The following is a 15527-nucleotide window of genomic DNA, read 5'->3' as shown; positions in this document are numbered from 1 at the left end:
TGTTTGAATTTCTCGTTCTCGCGGCGGCCGCGTCGGTCGCCCCAGCGGTGCCGTCCGGCGCCCGCCAGCAAGCCCTGGTGGTGATGCCGGAAAACGCTCGGCAGCGGCAATTCCAGCAGACCTGGGGCTATGCCGACGCGGTCGTCTCCAACGGCGTCGTCTACATGTCGGGCGTGCCGGTATTCCATGCGCCCGGCGAAAGCGACATGGACAAGGCGTTCACGCGTGCCTTCGAGACAATGGGCAAAACGCTGGCCCGCGCCGGTGCGAGCTGGGACGATGTGGTCGAGGTGCGCAGCGTTCACACCGATCCTGCCGCCCAGATCGAAGCGATGGTGCGGGTCAAGAACCGGTTCATGACTGGCAAGGCGCCGGCGTGGACGGCGGTCGGGACCAATGGCTTGCTGCAGCCGGGCGGGATCGCCGAGATCACGCTCGTCGCGCACTTGTCGAAAAAGCCACGCAAAAAATGATCCCTAAAGTCCTCATTTCGGACTCGATGGACCCGCGCGCCGCGGCCATCTTCCGCGAGCGCGGGCTGGCGGTCGACGAGCGGGCCGGCCTCGCGCCTGACGAACTAAAGACGATCATCGCCGACTACGACGGCCTCGCCATCCGCAGCGCGACGAAGGTCACCGCCGACCTGCTTGCCGCGGCGCCGCGGCTAAAGGTCGTCGGACGCGCCGGGATCGGGGTCGACAATGTCGACATCGCCGCCGCCACCGCCGCCGGCGTGGTGGTGATGAACACCCCGTTCGGCAACGCCATCACCACCGCCGAGCACGCGATCGCCCTCATGTTCGCGCTCGCCCGCCAGCTGCCCGAGGCCGACGCCTCGACCCAGGCCGGCAAGTGGGAAAAGAACCGCTTCATGGGGGTCGAGCTGACCGGCAAGACGCTCGGCCTGATCGGCGCCGGCAATATCGGCTCGATCGTCGCCGCGCGCGCGCTCGGGCTCAAGATGAAGGTGGTCGCCTACGACCCATTCCTGACCCCGGAGCGCGCGATTGAGCTCGGCATCGAGAAGGCCGAGCTCGACGAGCTTTTGCGCCGCGCCGACTTCATCACGCTGCACACCCCGCTCACCGACCAGACCCGCGGGATCCTCGGCCGCGACGCGCTGGCCCGAACCAAGCCCGGCGTGCGGATCGTCAATTGCGCGCGCGGCGGGCTGATCGACGAGGCAGCGCTGAAGGACGCGCTCGACAGCGGCCACGTCGCCGGAGCGGCGCTCGATGTGTTCGAGACCGAGCCGGCCAAGAGTTCTCCACTGTTCGGGACCCCCGGTTTCATCTCCACGCCCCACCTCGGCGCGTCGACCAGCGAGGCACAGGTCAATGTCGCCATCCAGGTCGCCGAGCAGATCGCCGACTTCCTGACCAGCGGCGCGGTCGCCAATGCGATCAACATGCCGTCGCTGAGCGCCGAGGAAGCGCCGCGCCTCAAGCCCTATATGGCGCTCGCCGAGAAGCTCGGGCGGCTGGTCGGCCAGGTCGTCGGCGAGGAGGTGCGCGGCGTGTCGATCGAGGTCGAGGGCGCGGCCGCCGAGCTTAATCCCAAGCCGATCACCGGCGCCGTTTTGGCCGGGCTGATGGGCACCTATTCGGATAGCGTGAACATGGTTAATGCGCCGGTCCTCGCCCGCCAGCGCGGCCTCGACGTGCGCGAGATCCGCCACGATCGCGAAGGCGCCTATCACACTTTGGTGGCGGTCGAGGTTGCGACGCCGGGCGGCCCGCGCCGGGTCGCCGGGACGCTGTTCGGCAACCACCCGCGGCTGGTCGAATTGTTCGGCATCGACATCGAGGCCGAACTCGCCGGCGCCATGCTTTACATCGTCAACACCGACACGCCCGGCTTCATCGGCAAGCTCGGCACCGCGCTCGGCGACAATGGAATCAACATCGCCACCTTCAACCTCGGCCGCCGCCAGGCCCACAGCGACGCGGCATCATTGGTCGCGGTCGACGGCGACATCGGTCCCGAGGTGGTCAAATCCCTGTGCCGCCTCGAAGGCGTCCGCGAAGTCGTGCCGCTGCGGTTCTAGCGCAAGCTGGCGAGGAACCGTTCGACGTCGGCGGTGGCGTTGTTGGTGGGTTCGCCGAGACTGCGGTTCAGGGTCATGTGGGTTTCCTGCGGCACAGCCTTTACGACCACCCGCGCCCCTGCTTTCGACAGCGCATCGGCCAGCCCCTGCGCCTGCGAACGGCTGTCCGCGCGGCTTGCAACCGGCAGGATCAGCCAGTTTGCGGCGTTGGGCGCGACGGCGTGGCTGAGCGGCGACAGGGCCGCCTGTCGCTTGGGATCGCCGGAGAACGCCGCCTCGTAGCGTCCCTTGACAATCGCCGGCCCCGAATTGGCCTGGCGCGCGACATCGTAGCCGGCGCCATCGAGCAGCACCACGCCGCGCACCGCCGACAGCGGCACCCGAGCGGCGGCGAGATACTGCGGGTCCGTCCCAAGCAGCGCGGCGAGATGCGCCCCGGCGCTGTGCCCCATCAGCACGATCCGGTTCGGGTCGAGCCCCTCCTTCGCGGCATTGGCGCGCAGGAACCCGATCGCGTTCGCCAGATCCGCTGCCTGCTGCTCGACCGTCGCCTTCGGCACCAGCCGGTAGTTGGCGCTGGCGAACGCCCAGCCGTTGCGGTTGGCCCAGGCCGCCTTGCCGCCGGCGCCCGACCTTTTGTCGCCGATCGCCCAGCCGCCGCCGTGGATGAACAGCAGCAGCGGCGCGTTCCTGGCGCCCGGCGGAGTGGTGAGGTCGAGCTTGTGCCGCGCATCGGAACCATAAGCGAGCTCACGGGCCCCGGCCGGAACCGCCCGTTGCGCGGCGCGCTCGCTCACGGCCTTGCGGCAAGGGTCGCTGAGCTTCGGCAGGGCCTGGCGGACGCATGCCCGCATCCCCCCGCCCATGCGGTCCGCGCACAGCGCCATGATTTGCTGGCGGCACTCGGCCGGCAAGGGCGCGCGCTGCGCCGCCGCCACGCCCGCCACCATCACCGCCGCAGCCGCTCCCGCCGCCAACCATCCGTGCCGCATCGCTCGTCTCCATCGCTGGACGCTTCGGGGCCAAATCAATAGGAGGCGCGCTGAACCCCGGCTGAGCGGTTACGGTTAAGGAACGACCATTGGGCAATGTTACCGTCATCGGCGCGCAGTGGGGCGATGAGGGCAAGGGCAAGATCGTCGATTGGCTCGCCAGCCGCGCCGACGTCGTGGTCCGCTTCCAGGGCGGCCACAATGCCGGCCACACGCTCGTCGTCGGCGACAATGTCTACAAGCTGAGCCTGCTGCCGTCGGGCATCGTCACCGGCACTTTGTCGGTGATCGGCAACGGCGTCGTGCTCGACCCGTGGGCGCTCGAGGCCGAGGTCGGCAAGCTCCGCGCCCAGGGCGTCGCCATCACGCCCGAAGTGCTGCGCATCGCCGAGACCTGCCCGCTGATCCTGCCGATCCACCGCGATCTCGACGCGATGCGCGAGGACGCTTCGGGCGCCGGCAAGATCGGCACCACCCGGCGCGGCATCGGCCCGGCCTATGAGGACAAGGTCGGCCGCCGCGCGATCCGCGTGTGCGACCTCGCCCATCTCGGCGAGCTCGACCCGCTGCTCGACCGGCTGTGCGCCCACCACGATCACCTGCGCGCCGGCTTCGGCCAGCTGCCGGTCGACCGCGACCGCCTGCGCCGCGACCTCGAGGGCATCGCCGACTTCGTCCTCGAGTTCGCCCGCCCCGTATGGCGCGACCTCGACGAGGCGCGGCGCACCGGCAAGCGCATCCTGTTCGAGGGCGCGCAGGGCGTGCTGCTCGATGTCGACCACGGCACATATCCGTTCGTCACCTCGTCCAACACCGTCGCCGGCACCACCGGCAGCGGCAGCGGCATGGGCCCCGGCGCGGCCGGCTTCGTGCTCGGCATCGTCAAGGCCTACACCACCCGCGTCGGCTCGGGCCCGTTCCCGACCGAGCTCGACGACGACATTGGCCAGCGGCTGGGCGAGCGGGGCCACGAATTCGGCACCGTCACCGGCCGCCAGCGCCGCTGCGGCTGGTTCGATTCGGTGCTGGTGCGGCAGTCGGTCGCGGTCAGCGGAGTCACCGGCATCGCGCTCACCAAGATCGACGTGCTCGATGGCCTGGAGACGGTGAAGATCTGCACCGGCTACCGGATCGGCCATCGCGAATTCGACTATCTCCCGCCGCACGCCGCCGACCAGGCCCGAGCCACCCCGATCTACGAGAGCATGCCCGGCTGGGGCGAAACCACGGCCGGCGCGCGCAGCTGGGCCGACTTGCCCGCGCAAGCGATCAAGTACGTCCGCCGCATCGAAGAATTGATCCGTTGCCCGGTCGCACTGGTGTCGACCTCGCCGCAGCGCGACGACACCATCCTCGTCCGCGACCCGTTCACCGCCTAGCACCGGCGCGATGCTCGCCTGGCGAGCGCGCGCGCCGCTGGCGGAAGGCGGCAAGGTCGCGTGCCATGTGCGCGCGCTTGAGCCCGGCGCCGGTCAACAGCCGCTTGAGGTCGGCGCGATTGTCGAAATGCTGCAACTGGCGGTGATAATAATTGGCATATTCGAGGGCCGCGAGCACCGTCAGCAACGCCGCCGCAATGGCTGACCGGGACGCCCCTTCGAGGGCGAACGCGGCGCCGGTCGCGACAGTCGCGAGCGCGACGAGTGCGAGGCCCGGCCGCTCGGCCCGGTCGGCCAGCGCCAGCGCGAGGTCGAGCGAGTGCCGGTCGCCGCGCACGAGCCGCCGCGCGAGGGCGCGCCAGTAAACCGTGCCGATGATCAGGAACAACGCCGATGCGGCGGTCGCGCCGAGCATCGCCGCCCATTCGACCCGGCTCGCCGGCGGAGCGAAGAACCACGCGACACCGGGCATCAGGACCACGTTGAGCGCTTCTATCGCGGCATATGCGCCGAACCGGCGCGGCGTCTTGCGCGGCCTCGGCGCCACTTCCCGCCTCACACCGTGGCGATATCGGGCGCGTCCTCGGCTTTCATACCGACCACATTGTAGCCCGCATCGACATGGTGGATTTCGCCGGTCACCCCGCTCGCAAGGTCGCTGAGCAGGTACAGCCCGGCCCCGCCGACATCCTCGATCGTCACGTTGCGGCGCAGCGGCGCGTTATATTCGTTCCACTTCATGATGTAGCGGAAGTCGCCGATGCCGCTCGCCGCAAGCGTCTTGATCGGCCCGGCGCTGATCGCGTTGACCCGCAGGCCTTCCGGCCCAAGGTCGGCGGCGAGATATTTGACCGACGTCTCGAGCGCGGCCTTGGCGACGCCCATGACGTTATAGTGGGGGATGACCTTCTCGGCGCCGTAATAGCTCAAGGTCAGCATCGACCCGCCCGGCTTCATCATCCGCCGCGCGCGCTGCGCCACGGCGCAGAACGAATAGACCGAGATGTTCATGGTCATCAGGAAATTGTCGAGGCTGGTGTCGACATAGCCGCCGCGCAGCTCATTCTTGTCGGAAAAGCCGATCGCATGGACGATGAAGTCGAGCCCTTCCCAGCGCTCGCGAACCGTCTCGAACGTGCGGTCGAGCGCGGCCATGTCGCTTACGTCGCAATCGAAGCAGAAATCGCTTCCGACGCTCTCGGCAAGCGGCCGCACGCGCTTCTCCAGCGCCTCGCCCTGGAAGCTGAACGCCAGCTCGGCGCCGGCCTCGCCAAGCTTCTGCGAAATGCCCCAGGCGAGCGACTTGTCGTTGGCCAGGCCCATCACCAGGCCGCGCTTGCCGGCCATCAATCCGTTCATGTTCCAACCCCCTGTTGGCTGATGTCGATGTCCTCGCCCGGCTCGGGCTCCTCGACCTCGAGCTTGTCGGCATAGGGCCCGACGTAGATCTCCCCCTTTAGCGCCTTGCCGCCGTAATCGGCCAGCGCCGCGTTGAGTTCGGCCCCGGTGACCACGCCAAGCCCGACGAGGAAGAAGAAGATCAGCGCGATCATCACGCCGGCCAGGCTGCCGTAGGTGATCTCGTAGCCGCCGATCATCGCCAGCGCCGAGGGCAAAGATTCCGCGCACACGATCCACCAGCCGGTGACCAGCAGCGCGCCCGGCCATTTGCGGCAGCCAAGCTTGCGGTAGCGCTTGGGGGTCAGCACGACGAAGATCGCGTAGAAGGTCGCGTAGAGCGTCAGCGCCGGCGCGAAACGGTACCAGCCGAGGCTCGTCGCCAGCCCGTCCGAGGCAGGCAGCCGGTCGACCACGAAATGTTCGATCGAGGTGCCGATGACGGTGAGGCCGAACGCCAGCATCAGCAGCAGCACCATGATCAGGATGAGGCCGAGCGAGCCCAGCCGGTAGGTCCAGAACGGCGCGCTATATGGCACGCCATAGGCGCGGCGCAGGATGTCGCGAATGGTTTCGATGAAGCTCGCCGCGGTCCACAGGCCGACGATCGCGCCGAGCCACAGCAGCGGCCCGGTGCGGGCCGTCAGCACTTCCTGGATCGGCTCGGCAAGCACGTCCGAAACATTGGGTGGCAATCGCGAAAGGATCGTCGCCACCGTCTTCTGCCCATCGGCCGACTGGCCGAGCAAGCGCGCCATGGCGGCAGCCAGGATGAAGAACGGGAACAGCGCCAGCAGCGACAGATAAGCGAGGTTGCCGGCGTGGATGAAGCCGTCATTATAGACCCCGATCGCGACCCGTTTGGTCACTTCCCACGCATTGGGCGGCGGATGGCGCGCCTCGGCCGCCTTGGGGCCGAGCACCGCCGCATCGGCCGCCTGCTCCTTGCGCCGCTCCTCGGGCGAAAGCGGATGCTGGTCCTGCACGCCTGGTTAGACGCCCAGCGCGGCCCGCGGGTTGCCGCCGCCGCTCCAGCCCTCGACGAAGCTTTTCAGCGCCGCATCGTCGGCCGGCAGGTCGACGCTCAGCATGACCTTGAGGTCGCCGCGCTTGCCGGCCTTGTCGGTGAAGCCCTTGCCCTTGAGCCGAAGCACCTTGCCCGAGCTCGATCCCTTGGGCACCGTCAGCATCACCGGCCCGTCGGGCGTCGGCGCGCGTACCTTGGCGCCGAGCACCGCTTCCTTGAGCGTCACCGGCAAAGTGAGACGAATGTCATTTCCTTCGCGCGCGAAGAATGGATGGGCTGCAATCTCGATCGCCACGATCGCATCGCCATTGCCGCCCGGCCCCGGCTGGCCCTGGCCGGCGAGGCGGATCTTGGCGCCGTCCTCGAGTCCCTTGGGCAGCTTGAGGTCGATCGTCTTGCCGCCGCCGAGCGTCACCCGCTGCGGCTTCAGCGCGGCGGCATCGAGGAACGGCACCTTGAGTCGATAGGCGACATCGGCCCCCTTGGGCGGCGGAGCGCTGCGCCGGCCGAACCCGCCGCCGCTCTTCGTCCCGCTCGACCGGAACAGCCCCTCGAACAGATCGCTGAGGTCGGCCGCGTCGGCGTTGAACCCGCCCGGGAAGCCGTCGAATCCGCCAGGGCCCGCGCCACCACCTCCGCCCGGCCGCCCGGACCGCGCGCCGCCGCCGCCGAACCCGCCGCCGAACGGCATCCTGGGGTTGCCGTCCTCGTCGATCTCGCCGCGGTCGTAGCGCGCGCGTTTGTCCTTGTCGGACAGGATGTCGTACGCTTGGGTCACCTTGGCGAACCGCTCGTTGGCTTTCGGATTGTCCTTGTTGCGGTCGGGGTGAAGCTGCTTGGCGAGGCTGCGATAGGCCTTCTTGATGTCGGCGTCGCTCGCGCCCCGGGCAATTCCGAGCTGCTGGTATAAGTCCATAGGACACCTCTGCCCCAGCAGCGCCTTGCAGGGCAAGGGGCGCGGGCCTAGACGCGCCTCCCGATGGCCGACGACCCGATCGCCCTGTTCAGCGCCTGGCTCGCCGAAGCGCGGGGAACCGAGCCCAACGATCCCGAGGCGATGGCGCTCGCTACCGCCGATGCCGCCGGCAACCCCAGCGTGCGCATGGTCCTGCTCAAGGACCACGGCGCCGGCGGATTCACCTTCTTCACCAATGGCGAGAGCGCCAAGGGCGGCCAGCTTGCCGCCAATCCGCGCGCGGCCCTGCTGTTCCACTGGAAGTCGCTGCGCCGCCAGGTCCGCGTCGAGGGCCCGGTCGCCGAAGTCACCCCGGCCGAGGCCGACGCCTACTTCGCCACCCGCGGTCGCGATTCGCAACTTGGCGCCTGGGCCTCCGACCAGTCCCGCCCGCTCGACACCCGAGCCACCTTCGAGCAGCGCTTCGCCGAGGCGGCTCGGCGGTTCGACGGTGCCACCGTCCCGCGCCCGCCTTATTGGACCGGCTTTCGCGTGACGCCCGAGCGGGTCGAGCTGTGGGAAGACCGCCCCCACCGGCTCCACCATCGCCGACTGTTCGTGCGCACCGCCGGCGGCTGGGACGAAGGCCTGCTCTACCCGTGAGCGCCAACCGCGCCCGCCTCACCCAGCGCGCGGCGATCGCCAGCGTCTCGCTCGCCGCGGCCCTCGTCGGCCTCAAGACCTGGGCGGCGATCGAGACCGACAGCGTCGCCATGCTCGGCAGCCTCGCCGACACCGCGCTCGATCTCGTCGCCAGCCTGCTCACCTACATCGGCGTGCGCTGGGCCGCGGTCCCCGCCGATGACGACCACCGCTTCGGCCACGGCAAGGCCGAGGCGCTCGCCGCGCTCGTCCAGATCGTGCTGATCAGCGTCTCGGCCTTGCTGATCGCCTGGCGCGCGTTCGGCCAGCTGATGAGCGGCGCGCGCACCGAGGGGCTCGAGCTCGGCCTCGGCGTGTCGCTCGCCGCCATCGCTGCGACCCTGGCCCTCCTTGCCTACCAGCGCCACGTCATCCGCTCGACCGGCTCGGTGGCGATCGAGACCGACCACGTCCACTATCAGTCCGACCTGCTGCTCAACCTGTCGGTCATCGCCGCGCTCGCGCTCGACCAGCTCGGCGGGTTCGCGTTGGCCGATCCTTTGTTCGGCTTCGCCATCGCCGCCTGGCTGCTCTACGGTGCCGGCCGCGCCGCCAGCCGCTCGGTCGACCAGTTGATGGACCGCGAGTGGCCGGCGCACGAGCGCGCGGCGTTCCTCGCCGCGGCGCGCGACTTCCCCGAGCTGGCCGGCTTGCACGACCTGCGCACCCGCCACGCCGGTACTAACCGCTTCGTCCAGTTCCACGTCTGGGTCCCGGCCGACTGGACGGTGCGCGAGGCCCACGACCGCATGGACGCCGTCGAGCAGAAGCTGCGCGCCCGCTTCCCCGGCACCGAATTCCTGATCCACCTCGACCCCGAGGGCCAGGTCGACCGCGAGACCATCCTCCCCCACGCCATCACCGAGCAGCGCCCGTGACCACTCTCCCCTTCTTCCAGGTCGACGCCTTCGCCACCCGCCCGTTCGAGGGCAATCCGGCCGCGGTCATGCCGCTCGAGCAATGGCTGCCCGACGGAGTGATGCAGGCCATCGCCGCCGAGAACAACCTCGCCGAAACCGCCTTCCTCGTGCCGTCCAAGCGCGCCGACGCGGACTACGACCTGCGCTGGTTCACCCCCACGGTGGAGGTCGACCTGTGCGGCCACGCCACCCTCGCCAGCGCCCACGTCGTGCCGTTCGAGCGCAACATCCGCTTCGCCACCCGAAGCGGCATCCTCACCGTCGAGCGCCGCGACGGGAAGCTGTGGCTCGACCTGCCCGCCGGCAAGGTCGAACCCGGCACCGAGCCCGGCCTGCTCGAAGCGCTCGCCCTGCCCGACACTACCCCCTGTTTCCTGGGCCGCGGTGGCAACGGCGCGGCGATCGCTTTGCTCGAAGACGAAGCCGCGGTCCGCACCGTCGATCCCGACTTCCGCGCGCTCAAGGCCTACGACCGCCTGGTCATGGTCACCGCACCCGGCGCGACCACCGACGTCGCCAGCCGAGTCTTCGCCGCCTACCACGGCATCGACGAGGACCCCGTCACCGGAAGCGCCCACGGCTCGCTCGTCCCGTTCTGGGCTGAGCGCCTCGGCCGAACCCGCCTCACCGCCTTCCAGGCGAGCAAACGCGGCGGCCGGCTGGATTGCGAACATCGCGGCGATCGGGTGCTGCTCGGCGGTACGTGCGTCACCGTGATCGAGGGGACTTTCAAATTTAGCTAGAGTCAGCTTTCAACCCAATGCTGACATTTTAGCGTTGGATGAAAGACTTTCGATGCGTACCACCCGGACCTGCCTTGTTGCCGTCGGATTGCTTTCCGCGTGCAGCAATAGGGACATTCCGCCCGACCGACTGCTGACGCAGAACGACCTCTGCCTAGAGCGGGCTGAATGGGCGGCAGTCATCGATTACACTCGAGAGTTCGGCGCTAGACATGGCTTTCGGCTGGAAGGTGGAGCGGAAAGTTTCGAGGGTGAGGGCCTCAATGTTGCCCTTCTGAAGGGCGGCAGTTGGTTTGGCCGACCGGAACTAGCCCTATGGGTGACAAGCGACCCATTCAAAGATCGCGCGGCCAGCTTCTCAGCGATTTCCAAGGCAGTGATGACGGACAGCGAGCGCGCGCTGGCGCGAACCTACCTGCAAGGTATCGTGAGATTGGGGTGCCAGTCCTCGCGCTCCTGAGGTCAGCTTTCCACCCAAGCTTACTCCTGCTCAGGCCGCGACGGACTCTTTCCTCATCGCCGCCTCGGTCGCGACGATCGCCCCGCCGCCGAGCAACCGCTCGCCGTCGTAGAACACCGCCGACTGGCCCGGCGCGACGCCATATTCGGGCGTATCGAACGTCACGTTCGCACCATCCCAACACGCCGCCACCGGCTGAGCCAGGCTGCGCACCTTGGCCTCGACCCGGGTCTGCCTCTCGCCAAGCCAGTTGATCCCGGTCACCCGCGCACCCGCCACCGCCAGCGCGCTGCGCGGCCCGACGACCACCCGCCGCTCGGCCGGCTCGAGCCGCACCACGTAAAGCGGCTCGGCCTGGCCGCCGATTTCGAGCCCGCGGCGCTGGCCGATGGTGTAATGCACCACGCCGCCGTGGCGGCCGAGCACGCGGCCGTCGACATGGACGATGTCGCCCGGCGCCGCCGTTTCCGGCCGCAACCTCTTCACCAGCGAGGCATAGTCGCCGTCGGGGACGAAGCAGATGTCCTGGCTGTCGGGCTTGTCGGCGACGATGAGGCCGCCCTCCTGAGCCAGCCGCCGCACCTCGGCCTTGGGCAAGTCGCCCAGCGGAAACCGCACGAAGTCGAGTTGCTCGCGCGTCGTGCCGTAGAGAAAATAGCTCTGGTCGCGCGCCGGATCGCGGCCCTTCCACAGCTCGACGCGCCCCTCCCGCGCCACGCGCCGCACATAGTGCCCCGTCGCCAGGCAATCGGCGCCAAGCTCGCGCGCGAACGCGATCAGATCGGTGAACTTCACCCCCTGGTTGCAGCTCGAACAGGGGATCGGGGTCTGCCCCGCGGCATAGGCGTCGGCGAACTCCGCGATCACACTGTCGCGAAAGCGGCTTTCGTAATCGAGCACGTAATGCGCAATCCCGAGCCGGTCGCACACCGTCCGCGCGTCATAAATGTCCTGCCCGGCGCAGCACGCCCCGCTTTTCTTCACCGCTTCGCCATGATCGTAGAGCTGCATGGTGACCCCGATCACCTCGGCCCCGCTTGCCGCGGCGAGCAAAGCCACGACGCTGCTGTCGACCCCGCCCGACATGGCGACGACGATTCGGCTGGCGCTGGCGCCGCTGGGAAGATCGAACCTGTCCGGCATGGGCGCCGCCTTTACCTGAAATTCACCCTGTCCGGCTAGGGATGGGCAACCACGGGCGGAAACAAGGGCAATGATTTGGCGCGTCACGACGGGGAATTGATCGCTGCGGGGGAGGTCGCGTTCGACCTTGGCGATCTTGCGCGCGCCTTCGCCGGCGCGTCCGATTCGGAGCGCGCCAAGCGGCTCGCCATGGCGCGCCTGCTCTCGGCGACGGAGGGGTGGAAGTCGGCCGCCGCAGCGCTCGACGGGGCGTTCGCCCGGTCGCTCGGGGCGGCAGGGTTAACGGGCGAAGAACAAAGATGAGGATCGGCTTTACCAGCGCGTTTCAGAATATCTTCAACCGGCGCGGGTTTAATGGCGCCGTCACATGCTTTCAGGTGAGTTGAGAAGAATGCTCGAGAACCAGACCATCCGGCCCGCTCAGGTCATCGGCCCGCTCGGCGAGCCGCTGACGCTCGATTCGCTGCCCCCGCCCGCCACCACCCGCTGGGTCGTTCGGCGCAAGGCGGAAGTGGTCGCGGCCGTCGCCGGTGGCCTGCTCAGCGTCGACGAGGCGTGCCAGCGCTACACGCTCAGCCTGGAAGAGTTCACCAGCTGGCAGCGCGCGGTCGACCGCTCGGGCATGCCGGGCCTGCGGGTGACCCGCATCAAGCATTACCGCGACCAGTACGAGCGCCAGCAGCGCTACTGATCGTCCCGTTTCGCGCCATTCGAACGGCCGTGTCCCGAAGGGGGCGCGGCCGTTTCGTTACGCCCCCGGCTGGACAGGTCGTTCATTATCCGGAACAAGTATCGTGCATCAGGCGTCTTGATGCCGGAAGGCGGCTCGCACCGAATGAGCCGCCGCGAACAGGAGGGAATGCGTAATGGAATGGATTCTCATTATCGTCATCGGCGGCATTCTGGGCTGGCTTGCCAGCATCATCATGCGCACCGATGCCCAGCAGGGCATCATCTTGAATGTCGTCGTCGGCATCATCGGCGCGCTGCTTGGCCGCTTCCTTCTGGCCCCGCTGCTCGGCGGTGGCTCGATCACGGACGATCCTTTGTCGATCCCCAACATGCTGGTCTCGCTGCTCGGCGCGGTGATCCTGCTGGCGATCGTCAACCTCGTCCGCCGCGGTTCGGTCCGCTAAGCGACGCGATCCCAGTCAAGTTGAGGGCCGTCCGGGCAACCGGGCGGCCCTTTCTCGTCGGAGCCGCCGAGCGCAGCGAAGCGATTGCACGGCAATCGTTAGCAGCGCGAAGAGACGGCGACGGGCGGCCAGCCTGCCCCCGAACGGGGGACAGGACTGACGTCACGGGATTTACTCCCGTGACGGCCCCGCCGATTGCCCTACGCTCGGCCGCTCGGCTCTACTGAAGCTCGAAACTCATCGACACGCTGACCGACAGGTCCTGCGTGCCCGCGTCGATCTTGGTCACCGCCTGCGCCGAATCCATCGCCACCCCGCGCGCATAGGGCATCGGCGGCGGGGCATAGACCGCGCCGCCCTCGCTCACCGTCAGCAGCCGGACGACCCGCATGCCCAGTGCCCGGGCGTAGAGCTCGGCGCGGGCGCGGCCGTTGGCGATCGCCTTGACCCGCGCCTCGTCATAGGCGCTTTCCGGCTTGTCGATGGTCAGGCTCGGCCCGTTGATCTGGTTCGCTCCCTCGCGCACCAGCGCGTCGAGGATCGCCCCGGTGCGCTTCAGGTCGCGGAACTTGACCGACAGCGTGTTCGACGCGCGATAACCGGTCAGCACCGGCGGCTGGTTTTCGGCATAGCGATATTCGGGATTGAGGTTGATCGACGCGGTCTGGATGTCCTTGTCGGCGATCCCCGCCCGCTTGAGCGCCGCGCGCACCCGCTCCATCCGCGCCGCATTCTCCTCGATCGCCGCGGTTGCGCTCGGGCGCAGGGTCTGGACCCCGGCCGAAATGATCGCGAGGTCGGGCACCCGCGTCACTTCGCCGGTCGCGCTGATGTCGAGCCGGGTGCCGGCGATCATTCCTGCGCCCGCGACCTGAGCGCTCGCCGCCACGGGCACCGCCAGCAGCGCTGCTGCAAGCGCCAGTTTCCATTCCCTCATGCGTGCCTCCTCAGGCTCGTTTCGCTTCGGCATCGAGCCTGGGCTTGCGCCGGTTTCTGCCGCCTGAACGAGGGTCCTAGCGGCGGCGGCTGAGCACCAGCCGGTAAAGCAGCAGGATCAGGAACGCCCCGACGATCGCGCCGATGAAGCCGGCACCGTTTGCCGCGCTGTTGAAGCCCAGCGCCTGGCCGACGAATCCCGCCAGCAGCGCTCCGGCGATGCCCAGCAGGACGGTGATGATGCACCCGCCCGGGTCCTTGCCCGGCATCAGCAGCTTGGCGATCGCGCCGGCGATCCCGCCGATGATGATCCAGGCGATCCAGCCATGTTCCTCGAGGTAGCCCATCGCGAATTTCCTCCCTGTGCGCGCCTCGACTCGGGCGCCTTGATGTCGAGGCGGCATCCAACACCATCGTCCGGCGGCGGAGCAAGCCTTACCGTTGGTCGAAAAGCGCATTACAATGCCGGCCGCGTGGGGCCATTGGCCATATTGCAGCCGGTGTGATATTCGCGTAACACACTGGCAGGATCAATATGGGCAGGCCGGGATGAACAAGGAAACTCGAGTGCACGGATCGGACACGCTGATCGTCGTCGACCGGCCCAGCCGCCGCCGCTGGATCATCATCGCGGCCTTGGTCGTGGCGGCGCTTGCCGCGGCCTACTTCCTGTTCGGCGGCAAGGACGAGCCGGCCGCCGGCGGCCCAGGCGGGCCGGGCGGACGCGCGGCGACCGCCGTCTCGGTTACCGTGCCGGGCCGGTCCGACGTCGCGCGGACCATCACCGCCTCCGGCCCGCTCGCGGCGCGCCGCGACCAGCCGGTCGGAGTCGCCGGTGAGGGCGGCCTCGTGCGCGCCGTTCACGTCGATGCCGGAAGCTGGGTCCGCCAGGGCCAGGTGCTGGCCTCGGTCGACCGCTCGGTCCAGTCGCAGACCGCGGCCCAGCTCGCCGCGTCGATCCAGGTCGCGCGCGCCGACGCCGCGCTTGCGCAGAACGAATATGAGCGCAGCGCCGCGCTGGTCGAGCGCGGCTTCGTCTCCAAGGCCGACCTCGACCGCAAGCGCGCCGCCCGCGACGCCGCTCAGGCCCGAGTCCGGGTTGCCCAGGCCCAGCTCGGCGCGACCCGCGCCCAGATCGGCCGGCTTGATATCCGCGCCCCCACCTCGGGCATGGTCCTCGCCCGCAACGTCGAGGTCGGCCAGGTCGTCAGCCCCGGCAGCGGCGCCCTGTTCCGCCTCGCCAGCGGCGGCGACATGGAAATGCGCGCCCAGATGTCGCAGCAGGACCTCGCCGCGATCAGCGTCGGACTGCCTGCCTCGGTCACCCCGGTCGGCTCGACCCGCAGCTATGCCGGCCGCGTGTGGCAGGTGTCGCCGGTGATCGATCCCCAGAGCCGGCTCGGCGAAGTGCGCATCTCGGTGCCGTTCGACCGCTCGATCCGCCCCGGCGGTTTCGCCGAGGCGCGGATCACTTCGGGCACCACCACCGCGCCGTTGCTGCCGCAAAGCGCGGTGCTCGCCGACTCGAAGGGCAATTACGTCTACATCGTCAACGCCAAGAACGAGGTCGAGCGCCGCGCGGTCGAGGTCGGCTCGGTCGACGACAGCGGCGTGACCATTGCGTCGGGCCTCAGCGGCAATGAGCAGGTCGTGGTTTCGGCCGGCCCGTTCCTCAACCCGGGGCAGAAGGTCCGCCCGCGCAAGATGGCGCTCGGCGCGGCTCTCGCCCGCTAGGCTCGTTCAGGAAGG

Annotated in this window: 19 protein-coding genes; 11 read left to right on the top strand and 8 right to left on the bottom strand. The window is 68.9% G+C overall.

Annotation, left to right across the window (positions count from 1 at the left end):
• The first annotated feature begins 47 nt into the window (after window positions 1-47).
• Window positions 48-473 (top strand): Rid family hydrolase, encoded by a 426-nt coding sequence (locus tag D0Z60_RS00575; protein WP_162888012.1) that lies wholly within the window; start codon window positions 48-50, stop codon window positions 471-473.
• Window positions 473-2047 carry a phosphoglycerate dehydrogenase gene (gene serA, locus D0Z60_RS00570; protein ID WP_118858359.1) on the top strand — a complete coding sequence of 525 codons (1575 nt, stop codon included), beginning with the start codon at window positions 473-475 and terminating at the stop codon, window positions 2045-2047. Before D0Z60_RS00575 ends, serA begins: the two co-directional genes overlap by 1 nt.
• Here serA and D0Z60_RS00565 read toward each other — a convergent pair.
• On the bottom strand, window positions 2044-3039 hold the full coding sequence (locus D0Z60_RS00565; RefSeq protein ID WP_118856042.1) for an alpha/beta hydrolase: 996 nt from the start codon (window positions 3037-3039) through the stop codon (window positions 2044-2046). The two genes, serA and D0Z60_RS00565, sit on opposite strands and share 4 nt — an antisense overlap.
• An 89-nt stretch (window positions 3040-3128) precedes the next feature.
• Between D0Z60_RS00565 and D0Z60_RS00560 the strand changes: the two genes are divergently transcribed.
• Complete coding sequence (locus D0Z60_RS00560; RefSeq protein ID WP_118856039.1) at window positions 3129-4418, top strand: adenylosuccinate synthase; 1290 nt, start codon at window positions 3129-3131, stop codon at window positions 4416-4418.
• Here D0Z60_RS00560 and D0Z60_RS00555 read toward each other — a convergent pair.
• The 4 genes from D0Z60_RS00555 to D0Z60_RS00540 all read right to left on the bottom strand — a co-directional run bounded on the left by D0Z60_RS00555 (window position 4408) and on the right by D0Z60_RS00540 (window position 7759).
• A complete protein-coding gene (locus D0Z60_RS00555) occupies window positions 4408-4890 on the bottom strand; it encodes a hypothetical protein (protein WP_162888011.1) in 483 nt (160 codons plus the stop codon). The two genes, D0Z60_RS00560 and D0Z60_RS00555, sit on opposite strands and share 11 nt — an antisense overlap.
• Window positions 4891-4973: 83 nt before the next feature.
• Window positions 4974-5777, bottom strand: coding sequence for an enoyl-ACP reductase FabI (gene fabI / locus D0Z60_RS00550; RefSeq protein WP_118856033.1), 804 nt, complete (start codon window positions 5775-5777; stop codon window positions 4974-4976).
• Window positions 5774-6802 (bottom strand): YihY/virulence factor BrkB family protein, encoded by a 1029-nt coding sequence (locus tag D0Z60_RS00545; RefSeq protein ID WP_118856031.1) that lies wholly within the window; start codon window positions 6800-6802, stop codon window positions 5774-5776. The genes fabI and D0Z60_RS00545 overlap by 4 nt, the downstream gene beginning before the upstream one ends.
• A 6-nt stretch (window positions 6803-6808) precedes the next feature.
• Window positions 6809-7759 (bottom strand): DnaJ C-terminal domain-containing protein, encoded by a 951-nt coding sequence (locus tag D0Z60_RS00540; protein WP_118856028.1) that lies wholly within the window; start codon window positions 7757-7759, stop codon window positions 6809-6811.
• Window positions 7760-7822: 63 nt separating this feature from the next.
• On the opposite strand from D0Z60_RS00540, the gene pdxH reads away from it, so the two are divergent.
• Genes pdxH through D0Z60_RS11540 form a run of 4 tightly spaced genes read left to right on the top strand, consistent with a single transcriptional unit; the run spans window position 7823 to window position 10563 of the window.
• Entirely contained in the window at window positions 7823-8401 is a 579-nt protein-coding gene (gene pdxH, locus D0Z60_RS00535; protein WP_118856025.1) for a pyridoxamine 5'-phosphate oxidase, read from the top strand.
• Window positions 8398-9318, top strand: coding sequence for a cation diffusion facilitator family transporter (locus tag D0Z60_RS00530; RefSeq protein ID WP_118856022.1), 921 nt, complete (start codon window positions 8398-8400; stop codon window positions 9316-9318). Before pdxH ends, D0Z60_RS00530 begins: the two co-directional genes overlap by 4 nt.
• The gene (locus D0Z60_RS00525; RefSeq protein ID WP_118856019.1) at window positions 9315-10103 is read left to right on the top strand and encodes a PhzF family phenazine biosynthesis protein; all 789 of its coding nucleotides are present in this window, start codon (window positions 9315-9317) and stop codon (window positions 10101-10103) included. The genes D0Z60_RS00530 and D0Z60_RS00525 overlap by 4 nt, the downstream gene beginning before the upstream one ends.
• 52 nt (window positions 10104-10155) lie before the next feature.
• Window positions 10156-10563, top strand: a complete 408-nt coding sequence (locus D0Z60_RS11540; RefSeq protein ID WP_162888010.1) for a hypothetical protein — start codon at window positions 10156-10158, stop codon at window positions 10561-10563.
• Between the two features lie 30 nt (window positions 10564-10593).
• Here D0Z60_RS11540 and mnmA read toward each other — a convergent pair whose 3' ends face one another.
• Window positions 10594-11706 (bottom strand): tRNA 2-thiouridine(34) synthase MnmA, encoded by a 1113-nt coding sequence (gene mnmA / locus D0Z60_RS00520; RefSeq protein WP_118856017.1) that lies wholly within the window; start codon window positions 11704-11706, stop codon window positions 10594-10596.
• Window positions 11707-11781: 75 nt separating this feature from the next.
• Here mnmA and D0Z60_RS00515 point away from each other — a divergent pair, with 75 nt between their 5' ends.
• The 3 genes from D0Z60_RS00515 to D0Z60_RS00505 all read left to right on the top strand — a co-directional run bounded on the left by D0Z60_RS00515 (window position 11782) and on the right by D0Z60_RS00505 (window position 12842).
• Window positions 11782-12009 (top strand): hypothetical protein, encoded by a 228-nt coding sequence (locus tag D0Z60_RS00515; RefSeq protein WP_118856014.1) that lies wholly within the window; start codon window positions 11782-11784, stop codon window positions 12007-12009.
• An 88-nt stretch (window positions 12010-12097) separates the two neighbouring features.
• Window positions 12098-12397, top strand: a complete 300-nt coding sequence (gene sciP, locus D0Z60_RS00510; protein ID WP_118856011.1) for a CtrA inhibitor SciP — start codon at window positions 12098-12100, stop codon at window positions 12395-12397.
• Between the two features lie 175 nt (window positions 12398-12572).
• Entirely contained in the window at window positions 12573-12842 is a 270-nt protein-coding gene (locus D0Z60_RS00505; protein ID WP_118856008.1) for a GlsB/YeaQ/YmgE family stress response membrane protein, read from the top strand.
• A 220-nt stretch (window positions 12843-13062) separates the two neighbouring features.
• Here D0Z60_RS00505 and D0Z60_RS00500 read toward each other — a convergent pair whose 3' ends face one another.
• Both D0Z60_RS00500 and D0Z60_RS00495 read right to left on the bottom strand, forming a co-directional pair.
• Window positions 13063-13779, bottom strand: a complete 717-nt coding sequence (locus D0Z60_RS00500) for an SIMPL domain-containing protein (RefSeq protein ID WP_118856005.1) — start codon at window positions 13777-13779, stop codon at window positions 13063-13065.
• A 76-nt stretch (window positions 13780-13855) separates the two neighbouring features.
• Window positions 13856-14125 carry a GlsB/YeaQ/YmgE family stress response membrane protein gene (locus D0Z60_RS00495; RefSeq protein WP_118856002.1) on the bottom strand — a complete coding sequence of 90 codons (270 nt, stop codon included), beginning with the start codon at window positions 14123-14125 and terminating at the stop codon, window positions 13856-13858.
• Window positions 14126-14327: 202 nt separating this feature from the next.
• Here D0Z60_RS00495 and D0Z60_RS00490 point away from each other — a divergent pair, with 202 nt between their 5' ends.
• Window positions 14328-15512, top strand: a complete 1185-nt coding sequence (locus tag D0Z60_RS00490; protein WP_118855999.1) for an efflux RND transporter periplasmic adaptor subunit — start codon at window positions 14328-14330, stop codon at window positions 15510-15512.
• The last annotated feature ends 15 nt before the right edge of the window (window positions 15513-15527 follow it).

The organism is Sphingomonas mesophila (assembly GCF_003499275.1).
Taxonomy (GTDB): Bacteria; Pseudomonadota; Alphaproteobacteria; order Sphingomonadales; family Sphingomonadaceae; genus Sphingomicrobium; species Sphingomicrobium mesophilum.
Note: the sequence above shows the minus strand (reverse complement) of the source record. Positions and strands in the feature narration are given on the sequence as shown.